This is a genomic window from Rhizobium sp. CIAT894 (assembly GCF_000172795.2).
Taxonomy (GTDB): Bacteria; Pseudomonadota; Alphaproteobacteria; order Rhizobiales; family Rhizobiaceae; genus Rhizobium.
Genome location: NZ_CP020947.1, coordinates 89,180 through 108,724 on the forward strand (window position 1 = coordinate 89,180; position 19,545 = coordinate 108,724).

General features: G+C 62.5%; 16 protein-coding genes. 9 read left to right on the forward strand and 7 right to left on the reverse strand.

Going from position 1 to position 19,545, the window contains the following annotated elements:
- Positions 1 to 7 precede the first annotated feature (7 nt).
- The 3 genes from RHEC894_RS00420 to RHEC894_RS00430 form a co-directional block, all read right to left on the reverse strand.
- Positions 8 to 1,171: a dihydrodipicolinate synthase family protein gene (locus RHEC894_RS00420; protein WP_085735459.1), complete on the reverse strand. Its 1,164-nt coding sequence runs from the start codon at positions 1,169 to 1,171 to the stop codon at positions 8 to 10.
- A gap of 3 nt (positions 1,172 to 1,174) precedes the next feature.
- Positions 1,175 to 2,323, reverse strand: coding sequence for a Gfo/Idh/MocA family oxidoreductase (locus RHEC894_RS00425; protein WP_085735461.1), 1,149 nt, complete (start codon positions 2,321 to 2,323; stop codon positions 1,175 to 1,177).
- A 131-nt stretch (positions 2,324 to 2,454) separates the two neighbouring features.
- Positions 2,455 to 3,132: a TetR/AcrR family transcriptional regulator gene (locus RHEC894_RS00430; protein ID WP_085735462.1), complete on the reverse strand. Its 678-nt coding sequence runs from the start codon at positions 3,130 to 3,132 to the stop codon at positions 2,455 to 2,457.
- A 203-nt stretch (positions 3,133 to 3,335) separates the two neighbouring features.
- On the opposite strand from RHEC894_RS00430, the gene RHEC894_RS00435 reads away from it, so the two are divergent.
- The 7 genes from RHEC894_RS00435 to RHEC894_RS00465 all read left to right on the forward strand — a co-directional run bounded on the left by RHEC894_RS00435 (position 3,336) and on the right by RHEC894_RS00465 (position 12,068).
- The gene (locus RHEC894_RS00435) at positions 3,336 to 4,622 is read left to right on the forward strand and encodes an extracellular solute-binding protein (protein ID WP_085735464.1); all 1,287 of its coding nucleotides are present in this window, start codon (positions 3,336 to 3,338) and stop codon (positions 4,620 to 4,622) included.
- 6 nt (positions 4,623 to 4,628) lie between these two features.
- Complete coding sequence (locus RHEC894_RS00440) at positions 4,629 to 5,588, forward strand: sugar ABC transporter permease (protein WP_085735466.1); 960 nt, start codon at positions 4,629 to 4,631, stop codon at positions 5,586 to 5,588.
- A 1-nt stretch (position 5,589) separates the two neighbouring features.
- A complete protein-coding gene (locus RHEC894_RS00445; protein WP_085735470.1) occupies positions 5,590 to 6,468 on the forward strand; it encodes a carbohydrate ABC transporter permease in 879 nt (292 codons plus the stop codon).
- Positions 6,468 to 7,565, forward strand: a complete 1,098-nt coding sequence (locus tag RHEC894_RS00450; RefSeq protein ID WP_206427887.1) for a Gfo/Idh/MocA family oxidoreductase — start codon at positions 6,468 to 6,470, stop codon at positions 7,563 to 7,565. Before RHEC894_RS00445 ends, RHEC894_RS00450 begins: the two co-directional genes overlap by 1 nt.
- A 31-nt stretch (positions 7,566 to 7,596) precedes the next feature.
- Positions 7,597 to 8,673, forward strand: a complete 1,077-nt coding sequence (gene ugpC / locus RHEC894_RS00455; RefSeq protein ID WP_085735474.1) for a sn-glycerol-3-phosphate ABC transporter ATP-binding protein UgpC — start codon at positions 7,597 to 7,599, stop codon at positions 8,671 to 8,673.
- Between the two features lie 68 nt (positions 8,674 to 8,741).
- Positions 8,742 to 9,617 (forward strand): phosphotransferase, encoded by an 876-nt coding sequence (locus RHEC894_RS00460; RefSeq protein WP_010069236.1) that lies wholly within the window; start codon positions 8,742 to 8,744, stop codon positions 9,615 to 9,617.
- Entirely contained in the window at positions 9,618 to 12,068 is a 2,451-nt protein-coding gene (locus tag RHEC894_RS00465; protein ID WP_085735476.1) for an FAD-dependent oxidoreductase, read from the forward strand. It abuts the gene before it with no gap.
- A 270-nt stretch (positions 12,069 to 12,338) separates the two neighbouring features.
- Here RHEC894_RS00465 and RHEC894_RS00470 read toward each other — a convergent pair whose 3' ends face one another.
- Complete coding sequence (locus RHEC894_RS00470; protein WP_085735478.1) at positions 12,339 to 13,796, reverse strand: mannitol dehydrogenase family protein; 1,458 nt, start codon at positions 13,794 to 13,796, stop codon at positions 12,339 to 12,341.
- Complete coding sequence (gene uxaC / locus RHEC894_RS00475; RefSeq protein ID WP_085735480.1) at positions 13,793 to 15,208, reverse strand: glucuronate isomerase; 1,416 nt, start codon at positions 15,206 to 15,208, stop codon at positions 13,793 to 13,795. The genes RHEC894_RS00470 and uxaC overlap by 4 nt, the downstream gene beginning before the upstream one ends.
- A 179-nt stretch (positions 15,209 to 15,387) precedes the next feature.
- On the opposite strand from uxaC, the gene RHEC894_RS00480 reads away from it, so the two are divergent.
- On the forward strand, positions 15,388 to 15,597 hold the full coding sequence (locus RHEC894_RS00480; RefSeq protein WP_085738803.1) for a SlyX family protein: 210 nt from the start codon (positions 15,388 to 15,390) through the stop codon (positions 15,595 to 15,597).
- 46 nt (positions 15,598 to 15,643) lie between these two features.
- Here the strand turns inward: RHEC894_RS00480 and RHEC894_RS00485 are convergent, their stop codons facing one another.
- Both RHEC894_RS00485 and RHEC894_RS00490 read right to left on the reverse strand, forming a co-directional pair.
- Positions 15,644 to 17,125: an NAD-dependent succinate-semialdehyde dehydrogenase gene (locus RHEC894_RS00485; RefSeq protein ID WP_085735482.1), complete on the reverse strand. Its 1,482-nt coding sequence runs from the start codon at positions 17,123 to 17,125 to the stop codon at positions 15,644 to 15,646.
- A gap of 65 nt (positions 17,126 to 17,190) precedes the next feature.
- Complete coding sequence (locus RHEC894_RS00490) at positions 17,191 to 18,471, reverse strand: 4-aminobutyrate--2-oxoglutarate transaminase (protein ID WP_085735484.1); 1,281 nt, start codon at positions 18,469 to 18,471, stop codon at positions 17,191 to 17,193.
- Positions 18,472 to 18,637: 166 nt separating this feature from the next.
- Between RHEC894_RS00490 and RHEC894_RS00495 the strand changes: the two genes are divergently transcribed.
- Positions 18,638 to 19,447: a MerR family transcriptional regulator gene (locus tag RHEC894_RS00495; protein ID WP_085735485.1), complete on the forward strand. Its 810-nt coding sequence runs from the start codon at positions 18,638 to 18,640 to the stop codon at positions 19,445 to 19,447.
- Positions 19,448 to 19,545 lie beyond the last annotated feature (98 nt).

The following is a 19,545-nucleotide window of genomic DNA, read 5'->3' on the forward strand; positions in this document are numbered from 1 at the left end:
GCGCGCTTCAGTTGACGCCGTGGACGGCGAGCACCTGACGCATGCGGCTTGCAGCAAGTTCGGGATCGGCCAGGACCCGCGCCTTGTCGGCCAGCCGGAAGAGTTCGGCCAGATGCGTCAGCGAGCGGGTGCTCTGCTGGCCGCCGACCATGGTGAAATGGTCCTGCAACCCGTTGAGATAGGCGAGGAAGACGACGCCGGTCTTGTAGAAGCGGGTCGGCGCCTTGAAGATGTGGCGCGACAGCGGCACGGTCGGCTCAAGCAGGTCGAAGAATTCGTGATTGCTCTTGCGGCCGAGCGCGTCGAGCGCTGCCGACGCTGCCGGCGCGATCGCATCGAAAATACCGAGCAGTGCGTCGGAATGCCCCTCTTCGTCGCCGGCAATCAGTTCGGCATAGTTGAAGTCGTCGCCGGTATACATGCGCACGCCTTTCGGCAGTTGCCGGCGCATGGTCACTTCCTTCTCCTTGGAAAGCAGCGAGATCTTGATGCCGTCGACCTTGGCGGCATTGGCTTCGATCACCTCAAGGCAGGTTTCCATGGCCTTCAGGTGGTCGCCATTGCCCCAATAGCCCTCAAGCGCCGGGTCGAACATTTCGCCCAGCCAGTGGATGATGACGGGTTCCTTGACCTGGCGAAGGATGCGGTCATAGACCCTGACATAGTCGTCCGGCCCCTTGGCCGTGACGGCAAGCGCCCGGCTCGCCATCAGGATGATGCGGCCGCCGGCTGCCTCCACCGTTTCGATCTGCTCCTCATAGGCCTTGAGGATGGTGTCGATGGTCACGTCGGGTCCAGGCACTAGGTGGTCGGTGCCGGCGCCGCAGGCGATCAGCGCGTCGTTGCGTCCGGCGGCTTCGGCAAGCACCCGGCGGATAAGGTCGCGCGCCTCAGGCCAGCCGAGGCCCATGCCGCGTTGTGCCGTATCCATCGCTTCGGCAACACCGAGGCCGAGATCCCAGAGCCGATGGCGGAATGCGAGCGTCCGCTCCCAGTCGATCGCCGGCGTCAGCCAGGGATCGTTGTCGGCGAGCGGGTCGGCGACCACATGGGCGGCGGCAAAGGCAATGCGCGGAAAGGCCTTGGCGTCCCGCTTCTTCAGTTCGATCGGCGTGCCGGTCAGCGTATACGGGACGATCTTGTCGTCGAGGGGGAGATTGATCGTCGTCACGGCTCAAAACTCCAGTGCGGGGACATCGAGCCAGCGGCGTTCGGCCCAGGATTTCAGGCCGAGTTCGGCAAGCTGCACGCCCTTGGCGCCGGCTTCCAGGCCGTAGGGCCACGGCGCATCTTCGACGACATGACGGATGAACATTTCCCACTGCGCCTTGAAGCCGTTGTCGAAGGCCTGGGTATCCGGAACCTCATCCCAGGTCTTGTAGAAGTCGATCGTCTGCGGCTGGTCGGGGTTCCACACCGGCTTCGGCGTGTTGACGCGGTGCTGGCTCCAGCATTTCGTCAGGCCGGCGACGGCAGAGCCATGCGTGCCGTCGACCTGGAAGGTGACGAGGTCGTCGCGGCGCACGCGAACGGCCCAGGAGGAGTTGATCTGCGCGATGGCCCCGCCTTCCAGCTCGAAAGTCGCATAGGCCGCATCGTCCGTGTCGCAGTCATAGGGCTTGCCCTGCTCGTCGATGCGCTGGGGAATATGCGTCGCGCCGACGCAGGAGACGGCCTTGACCTCGCCGAACAGATTGTCGAGCACGTAGCGCCAGTGGCAGAGCATGTCGAGGATGATGCCGCCGCCATCGCCCTTGCGGTAATTCCAGGAGGGGCGCTGGGCCGGCACGCCCCAATCGCCTTCGAAGACCCAATAGCCGAATTCGCCGCGCACCGAGAGGATCTTGCCGAAGAAGCCGGAATCTCTGAGCAGTGCCAGTTTGCGCAGACCGGGCAGGAAGAGCTTGTCCTGCACGACGCCGTGCTTCAGCTCGGAGCGCCGCGCCTTGCGGGCGAGATCGATCGCCACCTGCAGATCGTCGGAAATCGGCTTTTCGCAATAGACGTGTTTACCCGCATCGAGCGCCTTGGACAGAAGTTCGGCGCGCATCAGCGTCGTGCCGGCATCGAAGAAGATCGTGTCGTCAGGATTGGCGAGAGCGGCGTCGAGATCGGTCGACCAGCGCTTGATGTTATGCTTCTTCGCCAGCTCCTCCATCTTGGCGCCGTTGCGGCCGACGATGATCGGGTCGATCTCGAGTTTCTCGCCCGATTTCAGCGTAATGCCGCCCTGGTCGCGGAAGGCGAGGATCGAACGCACCAGGTGCTGATTGTAACCCATGCGGCCGGTGACGCCGTGCAAGATGATCCCCAAGCGTGCCATTTTTTCCTCCCTGGAATCTTTTGCGGCGGGGAGCGGGCATCCGGCCCGGCCCTCCCAAGCCGGTAACTAAACAGTTACTTGATGGCAGAAGAGCGGCGAGCCTGTCAAGAGTCAAATCCGACATTCGAAAGTCAGCGCTTGATCGACGCGAGCGTCACGTGGACGATATGCCTTTCCCAGGCGTTGAGATGGGTCGGCTCGATCAGGTCGCGGCCGAAGATTGTCGAAAGCGTGTACTGGTTGGATAGGTAGAAATAGCCGAGCGAGGCGATCGTCAGGTAGACGTTCAGGGGATCGGCGGTCTCGATGAAGACGCCCTGCTTCTTTCCTTGTTCCAGCACTTCGGAAAGCTCGCCGATCAGGTGCGAATGCAGCTCCTTGAGGCGCACGGACTGGCGCAGCCAGCGGGCGCGGTGCAGGTTTTCCGTGCCGAGCAGGCTCAGGAATTCCGGGTGCTGGAGGAAATAGCGCCAGGTGAAGAGCGCCAGTTCGCCGATGCCTTCCTCCGGGCTGCGGTCGCCGATATGAAGCGCCCGCTCGGCCGTGCGGATGCCGACATAGGCCTCTTCGAGCACCTTGAGGTAAAGCTGCTCCTTGTCGCCGAAATAGTGATAGAGCATGCGCTTGTTGGTGCCGGCGCGCTCGGCGATGGCGTCGACGCGCGCCCCGCCCATGCCGTTTTCGGCAAACTCCCGGGTGGCCGCTTCCAGGATTGCGGCGCGTGTCCGCTCCGGATCACGTTGGCTCGTCCGCTCCTGAGACGGACGTCGAGGCCGTTTCCTGTCCGCATTCCCCCCGCTGTCGTTCACCGCTCCACCCTCCGTCGTCACGTGTTGCGCTCATAAGCCTTCGGTGCGAAATTGTAAAAACCGAATTTGAAGGCTGGCTCGCGAGCCGACACACCGCTTGACACGCTTGCCGCTTTGCCCGTAGCTTGTAACCAATTAGTTATTTGCGCAAGTAAAACTAGTTTGGAAGCGTGTGGAGGCGCTTCCCTTTGGAGGAGGAAAAAATGACTCTACGTGTAAGCAGACGTAATTTCGTTGCGGGAAGTGCGGCACTTCTGTCGCTCTCGGCGCTTGGAACCAGCGCCATGGCACAGGAAACGCGCCTGCGTCTCCTGTGGTGGGGCTCGCAGCCGCGCGCCGACCGCACCAACAAGGTGTCGGAGCTTTACAAAACTAAGAATGCCGGCACTGCCATCACCGGTGAATTTCTTGGATGGGCCGATTATTGGCCACGCCTTGCAACCCAAGTCGCTGGCCGTAATGCCCCTGACATTATCCAGATGGACTACCGTTATATTGTTGAATATGCCCGGCGCGGCGCCCTCGCCCCACTGGAATCCTACATGCCGTCGAAGCTGCAGCTCGAGGATTTCGACCCTGCGCAGATCGAAGGCGGCAAGGTCGATGGCCATCTCTATGGTGTCAGTCTCGGCGCCAACTCGGCTGCAACAGTGTTGAACACGGTGGCCTTCAAGGAAGCCGGCATCGATATGCCGACGCAGAAGACAACATGGGAAGAATTCGGCAAGATCGGTGCCGAGATGACCAAAGCCGGTAAGCGCAAGGGTTACTTCGGCTTTGCCGACGGCAGTGGCGTCGAACCGGCCCTCGAAAACTACCTCCGCCAACGCGGCAAGGCGCTCTACACTGCGGACTCAAAGATCGCTTTCGGTCCTGAGGAAGCTACTGAATGGTTCGATATGTGGGCGAAGTTCCGCGAAGCTAGAGCTTGCGTTACACCTGATATCCAGGCTCTGTACAAGGATACGATCGATACCAGTCCGCTCACCGTCGGTAAGGCTGCCTGCGATTACGCACACAGCAACCAGTTCGTCGGTTACCAGGCCATGGTCAAGGACAAGCTGGCCCTTACCAACTATATGCGCATTACCCCGGACTCCAAGGGTGGCCATTACCGCAAGCCTTCGATGTTCTTCTCGGTCTCGGCGCAGTCGAAGGTGATGGATCAGGCGGTCGACTACGTCAACTTCTTCGTCAAAAATCCGGATGCCGCGGTAATCCTCGACGTCGAACGCGGCATTCCTGAATCAAAGGCAATGCGAGATGTCGTCGCCGCCAAGCTCGACGAAACCGGCAAGGTTCCGCTTGCCTATGTCGCCGGGCTCGGCGATCTCGCCGGCCCGCTGCCGCCCCCTCCGCCGACCGGTGCAGGCGAAGGTACCCTCATTCTCCGTAACATCGCCGAGCAGGTTGCCTTCGGACAGCTGTCTCCCTCCGATGGCGGCAAGCAGCTTGTCGACGAAATCACGCGAATTCTCGCACGAGGCTGATCCCGTATGAGCAATGCGATGCGCACGCCCGCAGGGGCCATATCCGTGGAAAGATATCAGGGGGCCGTGGCCGAAGGACGCCTCAAGCGTCTGTGGAATGCCAATGCTCCCGGCTATCTCTTCCTGCTGCCATGGCTCGTCGGCTTTTTCGGGCTGACGCTCGGGCCGGCCCTGATTTCGCTCTATCTCTCCTTCACCGACTTCGACATGCTGCAGTCGCCGCGGTGGGTGGGAATGGCGAATTACGTGCGCATCGCCACGGCGGATCCGAAATTCTCGGCTGCCATGCACGTCACCCTGACTTATGTGGTCTTCTCGGTGCCGTTCAAACTGACTTTCGCCTTGCTGGTCGCCATGGCTTTGAATCGCGGCCTGCGTGGGCTGCCGATCTATCGTGCCATCTTCTATCTGCCGTCGCTGCTCGGCGGCAGCGTGGCGATCGCCGTGCTCTGGCGGCAGCTTTTCGCCAGTGACGGCCTCGTCAATGCCGCGCTCTCGCATTTCGGCATCGAAGGTCCGAGCTGGATCTCGCATCCGAACTATTCGATTTACACGCTGGTGGCGCTGTCCGTCTGGCAGTTCGGCTCGCCGATGATCATTTTCCTGGCCGGCCTACGCCAGATCCCACAGGATATGTATGAGGCCGCGAGCCTCGACGGCGCCTCGAAATTCCGGCAATTCTACAAGATCACCTTGCCGCTGCTCACACCCGTCATCTTCTTCAACGCCGTGGTCCAGACGATCGACGCCTTCAAGGCATTCACGCCGGCCTTCATCATATCAGGCGGCACCGGCGGGCCGATCAATTCGACGCTGTTTTACACGCTCTATCTCTATCAGGAAGCCTTCGGCAATTTCCGCATGGGTTATGCCTCGGCGCTCGCCTGGATCCTGGTGCTGATCATCGCCGTTTTCACCGCTTTCTCCTTCCTGACCTCGCGTTACTGGGTGCACTACGATGACTGAGATGACCGCTTCCGTCACTGCGGCCAGGCCGCCATCCGATATCACCAAACGCAGCCTGCCGGCCTCGCTCGTCATCCACGCCTTGCTGATCGCCGCTTCGCTTCTCATGCTCTATCCGCTGCTGTGGATGGTTTCGGCATCGGTCAGGCCGGAAACCGAGATCTTTTCGTCGACCTCGCTCATCCCTTCGTCGATCGATTTCTCCTCCTATGCACGCGGCTGGGTCGGCCTGGACGTCAGCTTCGGCCGGTTCTTCTGGAATTCGCTCGTCATTTCGCTGCTTGTCGTGACGGGCAATGTCATCGCCTGTTCGCTGACGGCCTTCGCCTTTGCGCGGCTGCGTTTTGCCGGCCGGAACTTCTGGTTCGCGATCATGCTCGGCACGCTGATGATCCCCTACCATGTGACGCTGATCCCGCAATATGTGCTCTTCCTCGATCTCGGTTGGGTGAACACCATCCTGCCGCTGGTCGTGCCGAAGTTCCTGGCAAGCGACGCCTTCTTCATTTTCCTCATGGTGCAATTCTTCCGCGGCATCCCGCGCGAACTCGACGAAGCCGCCATGATGGATGGCTGCAGCGCCTGGCGCATCTACTGGAAGATCATGCTGCCGCTGTCGCTGCCGGTTCTGGCGACGGCCGCCATCTTCTCCTTCATCTGGACCTGGGACGATTTCTTCGGTCCGCTGATCTACCTGAACGACATGAATACCTACACGATCCAGCTCGGCCTGCGCACCTTCGTCGATTCCACTAGTGCATCGGATTGGGGCGGCCTCTTCGCCATGTCGACCCTGACGCTCGTGCCGGTGTTCTTCTTCTTCCTGTTCTTCCAGCGCCTGCTGATCGAGGGCATCGCCACGACGGGCATGAAGCGTTGATGGCGGCAATGGGAAAGAGTGACATGAGCATCAAGACGGTCGCGATCGTCGGCTGCGGCATCGGCCGCTCGCATATCGTCGAGGGTTATCTGCCGCATTCCGACAAGTTCAAGGTCGTGGCGATCTGCGACCTGAACGTTGAGCGCCTGGCTTCCGTCGGCGACGAATTCGGCATCGAACGCCGCACCACCTCCTTTGCCGAGCTCTTGGCCGACGACACGATCGACATCGTCGATATCTGCACCCCGCCCGGCATCCATCTCGAACAGGTGGTTGCAGCGCTCGCTGCCGGTAAACATGTCGTCTGCGAAAAACCGCTGACCGGCTCGCTTGCCGGCGTCGATACCATCATGGAAGCGGAAAAGGCGGCCCCTGGCGTACTGATGCCGATCTTCCAATATCGCTATGGCGACGGCATCCAGAAGGCCAAGCGCATCATCGATGCCGGTATTGCCGGCAAAGCCTATACGGCTTCGGTCGAAACCTTCTGGCTGCGCAAGCCGGAATATTACGCCGTGCCCTGGCGCGGCAAATGGGCGACGGAGCTCGGCGGCGTGCTCGTCACCCATGCGCTGCATCTGCACGACATGATGATGCATCTGCTGGGGCCAGCGGCAAGGGTCTTCGGCCGTGTCGCCACCCGCGTCAACGATATCGAGGTCGAGGATTGCGCCTCCGCCAGCCTGCTGATGGAAAACGGCGCCGTTGTCTCGCTGTCCTGCACGCTGGGTTCGCAGGAACAATTGAGCCGGCTGAGGCTGCACTTCGAGAATGTCACCTTCGAAAGCAGCCACGAGCCCTATACGCCGGGCAAGGACCCCTGGAAGATCATCGCTGCCAATGACGATGTGCGGCAGAAGATCGACCGGGTGATTGCCGACTGGCAGCCGGTCGCGCCGCGTTTCACCACCCAGATGGGCCAGTTCCACGCCTTCCTCAGCGGCCAGGGGCCGCTGCCGGTGACGACGGTGGATGCCCGCCGGGCACTGGAACTCGTGACCGCCATCTACCAGTCCTCCGACAGCGGCGCCGAAGTGCCGTTGCCGGTCGGCCCGGACAGTCCGAAATACGCCGACTGGCGCGCAAGAACGAAGTAACCGATAAATAAAACGAGAGGGTTTTGAGAAGATGGCAACCAGTGTCGTTCTTCAGAAGGTCGAGAAGCGCTACGGCTCGCTGGATGTGATCCATGGCATCGACCTGACAATCGATCCCGGCGAATTCGTCGTTTTCGTCGGTCCCTCCGGCTGCGGAAAATCCACGCTTCTGCGTATGATCGCCGGTCTTGAGGAAATATCAGGCGGCGCGTTGCTGCTCGACAGCGAGCGCATGAACGAGGTGGCGCCGGCCAAGCGCGGCATCGCCATGGTCTTCCAGTCCTATGCGCTTTATCCACATATGTCGGTCTACAAGAACCTCGCCTTCGGCCTGGAGACGGCCGGTTACAAGAAGGCCGATATTCAGCCGAAGGTGAAGCGTGCCGCCGAGATCCTACAAATCGAGAAGCTGCTGGAGCGCAAGCCGAAGGCGCTCTCCGGCGGCCAGCGCCAGCGTGTCGCCATCGGCCGCGCCATCGTGCGCGAGCCGCGCATCTTCCTGTTCGACGAACCGCTGTCCAACCTCGATGCCGAATTGCGCGTGCAGATGCGTGTCGAGATCTCCCGCCTGCACCGCAGCCTCGGCAACACGATGATCTATGTCACCCATGACCAGGTCGAAGCCATGACCATGGCCGACAAGATCGTGGTGCTGAATTCCGGCCGCATCGAGCAGGTCGGCGCGCCGCTCGATCTCTACAATAACCCGGCCAACCGTTTCGTTGCCGGCTTCATCGGCAGCCCGAAGATGAATTTTCTGAAGGCCCGCATCGAACAGGTCGGCGAGACGGAAACCAGCATTCATGTCTGCGGCAATTCCGTCCGCCTGCCGCGCCGGCTGAAGGGCGAAGCCGGTGAGGCAGTCACCTTCGGCATCCGCCCCGAGCATCTGTCCCTGACCGGCGGCGCCATCACGCTCTCGAGCGTCAACGTCGATCTCGTCGAAAATCTCGGCGGCGCCACCATGCTCTACACCACGACGCCGGATGGCCAGTTGCTCACTATCGCCCTCGACGGTCAGCAGAAGGTCGAGCGCGGCACCAACGTCACCACCTTCTTCGATCCGGCCCGCTGCCACGTCTTCGATGCCTCGGGCAAGACGATCTGACCGCTCCGCTTGACAGCCGATCTTCCTCTGCCCCATCATTTCGATGATGAGGCGGGGATGGGGATAGCATGACGCCTGAAGATAGGATTCATGCGCTCGGCATCTGGCAGGGCCCGATCGAAATTTCGCCGATCTCAGGCGGCATTACCAACCGGAACTATCTGGTCAGCGATGCCGTGGCGCGCTGTGTGGTGAGACTCGGCACCGATATCCCCATCCATCACATCAGCCGGCAGAACGAGCTTGCCGCAAGTTATGCCGCCCATGCAGCGGGCCTATCGCCCGCCGTCATCCACCATTCGCCCGGTGTGCTGGTGCTCGACTATATCGAGGCGAGGGCGCTTTCGCCGGAGGATATCAGGGCGCGTGATATGCTGGCCCGGGTCTTGTCCCTGGTGCGCGCCTGCCACCATGATATCGCCCGGCATTTCCGCGGCCAGGCGATGATCTTCTGGGTCTTCCACGTCATCCGCGATTACGCCGCCAGTCTGAAGGAGTCCGGCAGCCCCTATGTGCCGCTGCTGCCGGCGCTGATCGCCAAGGCCGAAGCACTGGAACAAGCGGCAGGGCCGTTCGAGATCGCTTTCGGCCACAATGACTTGCTCGCCGCCAATTTTCTCGACGACGGAAAGCGGCTCTGGCTCATCGACTGGGACTATGCCGGTTTCAATACGCCTCTGTTCGATCTCGGCGGACTGGCCTCCAACAACGAATTTTCGCAAGCGGCCGAGCGCGCGATGCTGGAGAGCTATTTCGACGGGCCGCTCACCGATGATCTCGGCCGCCGCTATAGCGCGATGAAATGCGCCTCGCTGCTGCGCGAGACGCTCTGGAGCATGATTTCGGAAATCCATTCCACCATCGATTTCGATTACGCCGCCTATACGGCCGAAAATCTGGCGCGCTTCGAGCGCGCCTACCAAGCCTTTGAACAGGATCGATAAATGACGAGACAATTACCGAAGACGGCAAAAGCCGTGATCATCGGCGGCGGCATCATCGGCTGCTCGACAGCCTATCATCTCGGCAAGCTCGGCTGGACCGATACTGTGCTGCTCGAACGCAAGAAGCTGACCTCGGGCACGACCTTCCATGCCGCCGGCCTCGTCGGCCAGCTGCGCACCAGCGCCAACATCACCCAGCTGCTCGGTTATTCCGTCGATCTCTACAAGCGGCTGGAGGCGGAAACCGGCCTCGGCACCGGCTGGAAAATGAATGGCGGCCTGCGCCTTGCCTGCAACGAGGAACGCTGGACGGAAGTCAAACGCCAGGCGACCACCGCCCAGTCCTTCGGGCTCGACATGCAGTTGCTGACGCCGCAGGAGGCCTTCGATCTCTGGCCGCTGATGAATACAGACGATCTCGTCGGCGCCGCCTTCCTTCCGACAGACGGCCAGGCCAATCCCTCCGACATCACCCAGGCGCTGGCAAAGGGCGCCCGCCTGTCGGGCGTTTCGATCTTCGAGGATACCGAAGTTCTCGACCTCGAAATCGACAAGGGGAAGATCCGTGCCGTCGTGACCGCTGAGGGCCGTATCGAATGCGAGCGGGTCGTCGTCTGCGCCGGTCAATGGACGCGCGCCTTCGCTGCCCGCTTCGGCGTCAACGTGCCGCTGGTCTCGGTCGAGCATCAATATATCATCACCGAATCTTTCGGGGTGCCCTCCAACCTGCCGACCCTGCGCGATCCCGATCGCCTGACCTATTACAAGGAGGAGGTCGGCGGCATCGTCATGGGCGGCTATGAGCCCAATCCCATTCCCTGGGCAAAGCAAGGTATCCCCGAAGGTTTCCACTACACGCTGCTGGACAGCAATTTCGACCATTTCGAACAGATCATGGAACAGGCGCTCGGCCGCGTTCCGGCACTGGAAAATGTCGGCGTCAAGCAGCTGCTGAACGGCCCGGAAAGTTTCACGCCTGACGGCAACTTCATTCTCGGCGAGGCGCCGGAACTGAAGAATTTCTTCGTCGGCGCCGGTTTCAACGCTTTCGGCATCGCCTCGGCCGGCGGTGCCGGCATGGCGCTCGCCGAATGGGTAACGAAGGGCGAGCCGCCCTATGATCTTTGGCCGGTCGACATCCGCCGCTTCGGCCGCCCGCATTTCGACACCGACTGGGTGCGCACACGCACGCTGGAAGCCTATGGCAAACACTACACGCTGGCCTTCCCCTTCGAGGAATATGCGAGCGGCCGCCCCTGCCGCAAGTCGCCGCTCTACGACCGGCTGAAGGCGCAGGGCGCCTGTTTCGGCGAAAAGCTCGGCTGGGAGCGGCCGAACTGGTTCGCCGATCTCTTCGCCAATGAGGAGCCGAAGGATGTCTACAGCTACGGCAGGCAGAACTGGTTCGACGCCGTCGGCCGCGAGCACAGGGCAGTGCGCGAGGCGGCCGTCATCTTCGACCAGACCTCCTTCGCCAAATTCGTGCTGAAGGGCAGGGATGCCGAGGCGGCTCTCTCCTGGATCGCCTCCAACGACGTCGCAAAACCGGTGGGCTCGCTCATTTATACGCAGATGCTGAACGACAAGGGCGGCATCGAATGCGACCTGACCGTCGCCCGCATCGCCGAGGACGAATATTACATCGTCACCGGCACCGGTTTCGCCACCCATGACTTCAACTGGATCGCCCGCAATATTCCGGCGGAGATGCATGCCGAGCTGGTCGACGTCACCTCGGCCTATTCCGTGCTGTCGCTGATGGGACCGAATGCACGCGCGGTGCTGGAAAAGGTGACCGGCAGCGATGTCTCGAACGCGGCCTTCCCCGTCGGTCAGGTCAGAACCATCGGCATATCGGGCTGCCCGGTGCGGGCGCTGCGCATCACCTATGTCGGCGAGCTCGGCTACGAACTGCATATTCCCATCGAATACGCGACCACGGTCTATGACGTGCTGATGGCATCAGGCGGCGAGTTCGGTCTCGTCAATGCCGGCTACCGCGCCATCGAGAGCTGCCGCCTGGAAAAGGGCTATCGCGCCTGGGGCTCCGATATCGGTCCTGATCACACGCCAGCCGAAGCTGGCCTCGGCTGGGCGGTGAAGATCAGGAAGAACATTCCCTTCCGCGGCCGCGAGGCGATCGAGCGCCAGCTCGCAGACGGGGTGAAGAAGCGCCTTGCCTGCTTCGTGCCCGACGATCCCGATATCGTGCTGCTCGGCCGCGAAACCATCTATCGCGACGGCAAACGCGTCGGCTGGCTGTCGAGCGGCGGCTTCGGTTATACGCTCGGCAAACCGATCGGCTACGGCTATGTCCGCAATCCCGATGGCGTCACCGAGGATTTCATCCTCTCCGGCAGTTACGAGCTCGACGTCGCCAGGGAACGCATCCCCTGCAAGGTGTCGCTGGCGCCGCTTTACGATCCGGATATGCTGCGGGTGAAGGCTTGATGGGTTGATTTTACGGTGCGTTGAGCGCTCCGAGGATATGGTTTTAGGAGGAGAGGGTGTGCCGTGCCCGCCCCCCCCCTGCCGGGCATCTCCCCCACAGGTGGGGAGATCGCAAGTGGCCAAACCTTCGCACCCGTCTATCGTTTCGCCGGGCTGTGACGCCAGTTGTTTGGGGAAGCCAGTGAGCCCAGCCAATCTCCCCACCTGTGGGGGAGATGCCCGGCAGGGCAGAGGGGGGCTCACACGGCGTACCCTCTCTGTTAGAAAACCTCAAAACAACGGCAGCCGATCGTCCTGGATCAGAATTTCCAACTTGTCAGACACATCCTGCGTCCAGGCCCGGTGCCCGGTCAAAGCCGCCGGGAACAATCCGGGAAGGGTAAACAGCGCCGCCGAAATCGCCGGCCCTGTGCGTGGGACATCGGCAATCAGCGCGGCGATTTCCGCGGCCCGGGGATCGCGTAGCTCGTAACGCTCGCCATTGCCGTGTTCGCCCAGCGCATAGCGCATCCAGGCGGCCACCGCGATCGCATAGGTTTCCGCCCTGTCGCCATGCGCCAGCGCCTCACATGCCGGTTCCAGCAGCCGCTGCGGTAGTTTCTGGGTGCCGTCCATGGCGATCTGATAGGTGCGATGCGCGATCGCCTTATTTGCAAAGCGTGCTATCAATTCGTTGGCATAGTCGTCGAGATCGATGCCGGGGACCGGATCGAGCGTTCTCGCCGCCGCATGCATGTGGCGGTAGGCCAAGGCTGCCAGGGCGGCATCGTCCATCACGTCGCGGATGAATTCATAGCCGCCGATATAACCGAGATAAGCAAGCAGCGAATGGGCGCCGTTCAGCATCCGGAGTTTCATCTTCTCATAGGCCGAGACGTCTTCGACCATCAGCGCGCCGCGCACCTTTTCCCAGGCCGGACGGCCATCGGCGAAATGATCTTCGATGACCCATTGCGTAAAGGGCTCCGTCTCGATCGCCGCCATATCCGCGCGCGCCGTCAGCCGCTCGGCATCGGCATAGGTCGCGTCGGTACTGGCCGGGGTGATGCGGTCGACCATCGTCGACGGGAAGGGCACGTTCGCTTCGATCCAGTCATGCAGATCGGCATCGATGCGAGAGGTGAATTCGAGCACGAGGCGTCTCAGGACGGCGCCGTTGCTGGGCAGGTTGTCGCAGCTGAGCGGTGTAAAGGGGGCGATCCCCTTCTGCCGGCGGCGCGCAAGGCCTTCCACCAGGTAGCCGATGACGCCGCGCGGCGCATGCCGGTTGGCGAGGTCGGCGACGATATCGGGATGTTTCAGGTCGAGGCCGCCGGTTGCCGGATCGAAACCATAGGCCTTTTCCGTCACGGTCATGCTGACGATGCGGATCGCGGGATCTTCGAGCCGCGCCAGCAGGCCGGCCGGGTCGCGCGGCGCCACATGCGCCTTCAGGATCGAGCCGATCACCTCAGCCGTCGTGCCCGAGGTGTCGCGGATCAACGTCGTATAGAGCCCGTTCTGGGCGCTCAGATTGTCGGCTACATCGGGTGTGCGCAGGCTCGCCACCTCGATACCCCAGTCACCGCCTGCGGCGGCGAGCGCGCCATCGGTGAACGGCGCGAAATGCGCGCGGAAGAAGGCGCCGGGGCCCAGATGCAGGATGCCGCTTTTCAGCCGGCTGCGGTCATAGGCGGGAAGCTTCGCCGTCGGGGCGAGGCCGGAAAGGGTCTGCAGTCGTTCGGTCACAGCTTATAGGCCTTCTTCGCATTGCCATAGGAGAGTTCGCCCGCCACGATCTCGGCCTCCCTCTTGGAAAGCCGGTGCTCGGCAGCGAGCTGGGCGAGGAAGCGGCAGACTTCGCGGCGCCAGACGTCATGGCGCGCCGGGATCGAAAGCAGTGCGCGCGTATCGTCGTTGAAGCCCGCCATATTGGCGAAGCCAGCCGTTTCCACCACCTGGTCGAGATAGCGGCGAATACCGAGCGGGCTGTCGTGGAACCACCAGGGCGGTCCGATCATCAGGCAGGGCCAATGGCCGGCCATCGGCGCCAGTTCCCGGGCATAGGTCGTCTCGTCGAGCGTGAAGAGCAGCACCCGCAGCCCCGGCGCATGTCCGTATTTTGAAAGCAGCGCATTCAGGCCGCCGACCCAGTCCGTGCGGGTCGGGATATCGGCGCCCATATTGGGGCCACGCGTCGCAAACAGCCCGCTGTCGGTGTTGCGCCGCGAGCCGGCATGGATCTGCATCACCATGCCGTCCTCGGCCGAAAGTCCGGCCATCTCGGTCATCATCTGGCCGCGGAAAAGCTCTGCATCGGCAGCCGAGAGCGGCCCCTTCAGCGCCCTGTCGAGCAGCGCCTGTTTTTCCGCAAGCGGCAGATCGGCGGTGAAGGCGCTCGGTACGCCGTGATCGGTCGCGGTGGCGCCGAACTGGCGGAAATAGGCGCGCCGGCGCCGATGCGCCTCGATCAGCCCGTCCCAGCGCGTCACATCGGCGCCGGTGATCTCTCCGAATTTGACGAGATTGTCGCGGAAGCCGACGGCGTCCGGATCGGTGACGCTGTCCGGCCGGTAGGTGGTGCGCACCTTGCCGATCCAGCCATCGGCCGCCATCTTCTGGTGATGGACAAGCGGGTCGAGCGCGCCTTCGGTGGTCGCGATCGTTTCGATGCCGAATCGCTGATGCAGTGCCCGCGGCCGGAATTCGGGACGGGCGAGCTGGGCATTGATATGGTCGTAGAGCGCATCGGCATTGTCTGCTGTCAGCGGCTCGGTGCAGCCGAGCACGGCCGACATCGCATGGTCGACCCAGAGGCTCGAAGGCGTGCCGCGGAAGAGATGGTAATGCGCGGCAAAGGTCCGCCAGATCGCGCGCCCCGTTGCCACCGGCTTGCCGTCCAGCCTGGGAACGCCGAGTTCGTCCAGCGTCACGCCGACGCTGTGCAGCATCCGGAAAAGGTAGTGATCGGGAATGACCAGCAGCGAGGCCGCGTCTTCGAAGGGCTTGTCGTCGGCAAACCAGGACGGTTCGGTATGGCCGTGCGGGCTGACGATCGGAAGATTGCGCACCGTCTCGTAGAGGTCTCGCGCGATCGTCCGTGTTGCCGGATCGGCCGGAAAGAGCCGGTCCGGATGAAGAAAGCCGTTGCCTGCATCCATCAGTATTCCTCCCTGATGGATAGGGCCTACCCCACAACATCAGGCACGGCAAGGTCTTTCAGTAACCAAACGGTTCGGTTTTGCGCGTGGGCGCGACCGCCCTCGAAAGCATTGACGCGGTGGCCTATTTCCGCTTTGGGAGAACCATCTGTTCTGCCGGTGTCGGCAAAGGAGGTTCGATGTCCGACGAGACCAACCGCATCACCCGGCTGGAGGAAATGCTGGCCTATCAGGCAAAGACGATCGAGGAGCTTTCCGATCAGCTCGCCGAACAATGGAAGCTCGTCGAGCAGATGCGCACCAAGCTCGACCGGCTGACCGAACGCTTCCTGTCGCTGGAGGAGCAGTCGCTGGAAGCCCCGGCAATTACCCGGCCGCCGCATTATTGACGGCACGCGGCATTCGGCCGCGTGCCTGATTCCGTGCGACGGCGGATCAGACGCCGCCGATGCAGAGATATTTCAGTTCCAGATAATCGTCGGCGCCGTGGCGTGAGCCCTCGCGGCCGAGGCCGGATTGTTTGATGCCGCCGAAAGGCGCCGTCTCCGACGACATCAGCCCGGTATTGATGCCGATCATGCCGTATTCCAGCGCTTCCGCCACCCGCCAGACTTTCTTCAGGTCACCGGCAAAGAAATAGGCGGCCAGGCCGAATTCCGTATCATTGGCCTGAGCGATGACGTCCTCGGCCGTCTCGAAACGGAAGAGCGGCGCCACCGGCCCGAAGGTTTCCTCGCGCGCCACCGTCATGCCGCGGGTCACGCCGGTCAGCACCGTCGGGGCAAAGAAGGTGCCGGCGCCGTCGATGCGCTTACCGCCGGTCAGCACCTTGGCGCCCTTGGCAAGCGCGTCGCCGACATGGTCTTCCACCTTGGCAAGGCCCTGCTCGTCGATCAGCGGCCCGATCTCGACGCCGGCCTGGAAGCCGTCGCCGACCGGCATTGCGGCGACCCTGGCGGCAAGCTTGGCCGCGAAGGCGTCATAGACGCTCGACTGGATGTAGAGGCGGTTGGCGCAAACGCAGGTCTGGCCGGCATTGCGGTATTTGGAGGCGATCGCACCTTCGACGGCGGCGTCGAGATCGGCATCCTCGAAGACGATGAACGGCGCGTTGCCGCCGAGTTCCAGGCTGACCTTCTTGATCTGGTCGGCGCACTGCCGCATCAGGATGCGGCCGACCTCCGTCGACCCGGTGAAGCTGATCTTGCGCACCTTGTCATTGCCGCAGAGCTCGCGGCCGATCGCCGGGCCGTCGATGCCGACAATGAGGTTGAAGACGCCGGCCGGAATGCCGGCCTGTTCGGCGAGCACGGCAAGGGCGATCGCCGTCAGCGGCGTCTGTTCGGCGGGCTTCGACACGACGGTGCAGCCGACGGCAAGCGCAGGGGCGATCTTGCGGGCGATCATCGCCGCCGGGAAATTCCACGGCGTGATCGTGCCGACGACGCCGACCGGCTGCTTGATGACGATCATGCGCTTATCGTTGGAAGGCGCGGGGATCGTCTCGCCGTAAATGCGTTTGGCCTCTTCCGCATACCATTCGATATAGGCGGCGGCATAAAGAATCTCGCCGCGCGCTTCTGCGAACGGCTTGCCCATTTCGGCCGTCAGGATCGCCGCGAGTTCGTCGGCATTGGCGACCATCAGGTCGAACCATTTGCGCAGGATGACGCTGCGCTCCTTGGCCGGGCGGGCAGCCCAGGCCGGCTGGGCGGCATGGGCCGCATCGATCGCGCTCCGCGTCTCGGCAGCGCCCATATCGGGCAGCGAGGCGAGCAATTCTCCCGTTGCCGGGTTGAGCACGTCGAAAGTCCCAGTGGCATTGCCTGAGGTCCAGGCGCCGTTGATGTAGCCGGCGTCGCGCAGCAAGGGAGAAGAAAAGGGAACGTGTTTCGTCAGTGCGGTGGTGAAAGGCATGTCATATCCTCATTGGGAACGCGGCTGCCGGCGCCGGCAGCCGTGGAATGCGGGTTCCGGTGCGGTCACTTGCCCGCAGTCGCTTCCAGCATCGAGGCTTCGAGAATGTCGAGCGCCTCGCCGAGTACCTCGTCTTGGATGGTGATCGGCGCGAGGAAGCGGATAACGTTGCCGTGGACACCGCAGGTGAGCAGGATCAGCCCCTTGTCGAGCGCGATCAGCCGCACCCGGTTGGCGAGGTCGGCACTCGGCAATCCCGTCTTCCGGTCGTTGAATTCGACGGCGTTCATGAAGCCCGGTCCGCGGATATCGACGATCTCCGGCACCGCCTCGCGCAACGATTCCAGCCGCTGCTTCAACCGTCCGCCGAGCTGGTTAGCGCGGTTGCAGAGATCCTCATCCTTGATGACGTCGAGGACGGCATGGGCGGCGGCGATTCCGAGCGGATTACCGCCATAGGTGCCGCCGAGCCCGCCCGGTCCCGGCGCGTCCATGATTTCGGCGCGACCGGTGACGGCGGCAAGCGGGAAACCGCCGGCAAGGCTTTTCGCCATCGTCGTGAGATCCGCCGCCACCTCGTGATGATCCATCGCGAACATTCTGCCGGTGCGGGCAAAACCGGTCTGCACCTCGTCGGCGATCAACAGGATGCCGTGCTGGTCGCAGAGCTCGCGCAGCGCCTTCATGAAGGCGGCCGGCGCCGGGTAAAAACCGCCTTCGCCCTGCACCGGCTCGAGGATGATGGCTGCGACGCGCTGCGGATCGACATCGGCGGCGAAGAGCTTCTTCAGCGCTGCAAGCGACTGATCGGCGGTGACGCCGTGCAGTTCGACCGGGAAGGGAACATGGAAGACATCGCCCGGCATTGCGCCGAAGCCGACCTTGTAGGGCACGACCTTGCCGGTCAGCGCCATGCCCATGAAGGTGCGGCCATGGAAGCCGCCGCCGAAGGCGATGACGGCCGAGCGGCCGGTCGCGGCACGCGCGATTTTCACGGCATTTTCAACGGCTTCGGCCCCTGTCGTGACGAAGATCGTCTTCTTCGCGAAGTCACCAGGCACAAGCGCGTTCAGCCGTTCGGCAAGGCTGACGTAGTTCTCATAGGGCACCACCTGATGGCAGGTATGGGTGAAATGATCGAGCTGCTCCTTGACCGCCGCGATCACCCGGGGATGGCGGTGGCCGGTGTTGAGAACGGCGATGCCGGCGGCGAAATCGATATAGCGGCGGCCCTCCTTGTCCCAGATCTCGGCATTCTCTGCGCGATCGGCATAAATCTGGGTCGTCATGCCGACACCGCGGGAAATCGCGGCGTTCTTCCGGTCGGTAGGGCTTGTCGTGGGCATCGATCCGCTCCTGCGTTGAAGGTTTTTGAATTATCTTGCATAAGTTCTGCAAGCTGTGTAGAAAACTCCTACATTTTTCCTGCAAGAAAACAAGCGGGATTTTTTGCTTCAAACATCACGGGTTTTGATAAATGCTCACGGGCGTTGGAATCGGGGATATTTTCGGATGAACGAGAACGGGCCGGTACGCTACAAGGTGGCGGAAGCCGCACGGCTGGCCGGCGTTTCGGCCTCGACGCTGCGGCTCTGGGAAAGCCAGGGTCTGCTCGTTCCCGGCCGTTCGCAGACCGGTCATCGGCAATACAGCGCCGATGATGTGGCGCGGCTGAAGCGCATCTCCTGGTATCGGGTCGAGCGTGGTCTCAATCCTGCAGCCATCCGCGAAGCGCTGGAAGGCGAGGAGCCATCGGCCGATGGCGCCGAGGCAGGCCAGGGCACAGGCCTCGGCCGCAAGCTGCGCAGCCTGCGCCATGCGAGCGGCAAGACGCTGGATCAGGTGGCCGGCGATATAGGCATCACCGCTTCGACGCTCTCGACGCTGGAGCGCACCTCACAGGGCGTCAGCTTCAAGACGCTGCACGATCTTGCCGAATATTACGGCACCACGGTCTCCCGCCTTTCCGGCGAGGAAAGCGATGAGGTGCCGGCGCTGGTGCGCGCCGGGGAGTGGCGCAGCTGGCCGGAAACGACGCCCGGCGTTGCGGTGCAGCTTCTCGCCGAAGGCCGCAGGATGATGGATTGCCATCGTTTCGTGCTGGCGCCGGGGGCTGCCAGCGAGGGCGCCTATCGCCACGAGGGCGAGGAATTCATGCATGTTCTTTCCGGCCGGCTCGAACTGGTGCTCGACAGCGATCAGTTCTTCGATCTCGGCCCGGGTGATTCACTCTATTTCGAGAGCCGCCGCTACCATTCCTGGCGCAATCGCCACGACGGCGAAACCGTGCTTTTATGGGTCAATACGCCGCCGACATTCTGACGGCCCGCATCGGCCCGAAAATCGGAATCGATTTTCGGAAAGCACGATGCGGAGATTAAAAGAGGTAGAGCGTCCTTTGTGCGTCCGAAAGGACGCAC

Bases quoted from the DNA above. Each gene is read 5' to 3' on its own strand.
- RHEC894_RS00425 (WP_085735461.1), bottom strand. From the start codon at position 2,323: ATGGCACGCTTGGGGATCATCTTGCACGGCGTCACCGGCCGCATGGGT.
- RHEC894_RS00435 (WP_085735464.1), top strand. From the start codon at position 3,336: ATGACTCTACGTGTAAGCAGACGTAATTTCGTTGCGGGAAGTGCGGCA.
- RHEC894_RS00440 (WP_085735466.1), top strand. From the start codon at position 4,629: ATGAGCAATGCGATGCGCACGCCCGCAGGGGCCATATCCGTGGAAAGA.
- RHEC894_RS00445 (WP_085735470.1), top strand. From the start codon at position 5,590: ATGACCGCTTCCGTCACTGCGGCCAGGCCGCCATCCGATATCACCAAA.
- RHEC894_RS00450 (WP_206427887.1), top strand. From the start codon at position 6,468: ATGGCGGCAATGGGAAAGAGTGACATGAGCATCAAGACGGTCGCGATC.
- ugpC (WP_085735474.1), top strand. From the start codon at position 7,597: ATGGCAACCAGTGTCGTTCTTCAGAAGGTCGAGAAGCGCTACGGCTCG.
- RHEC894_RS00460 (WP_010069236.1), top strand. From the start codon at position 8,742: ATGACGCCTGAAGATAGGATTCATGCGCTCGGCATCTGGCAGGGCCCG.
- RHEC894_RS00465 (WP_085735476.1), top strand. From the start codon at position 9,618: ATGACGAGACAATTACCGAAGACGGCAAAAGCCGTGATCATCGGCGGC.
- uxaC (WP_085735480.1), bottom strand. From the start codon at position 15,208: ATGGATGCAGGCAACGGCTTTCTTCATCCGGACCGGCTCTTTCCGGCC.
- RHEC894_RS00480 (WP_085738803.1), top strand. From the start codon at position 15,388: ATGTCCGACGAGACCAACCGCATCACCCGGCTGGAGGAAATGCTGGCC.
- RHEC894_RS00485 (WP_085735482.1), bottom strand. From the start codon at position 17,125: ATGCCTTTCACCACCGCACTGACGAAACACGTTCCCTTTTCTTCTCCC.
- RHEC894_RS00490 (WP_085735484.1), bottom strand. From the start codon at position 18,471: ATGCCCACGACAAGCCCTACCGACCGGAAGAACGCCGCGATTTCCCGC.
- RHEC894_RS00495 (WP_085735485.1), top strand. From the start codon at position 18,638: ATGAACGAGAACGGGCCGGTACGCTACAAGGTGGCGGAAGCCGCACGG.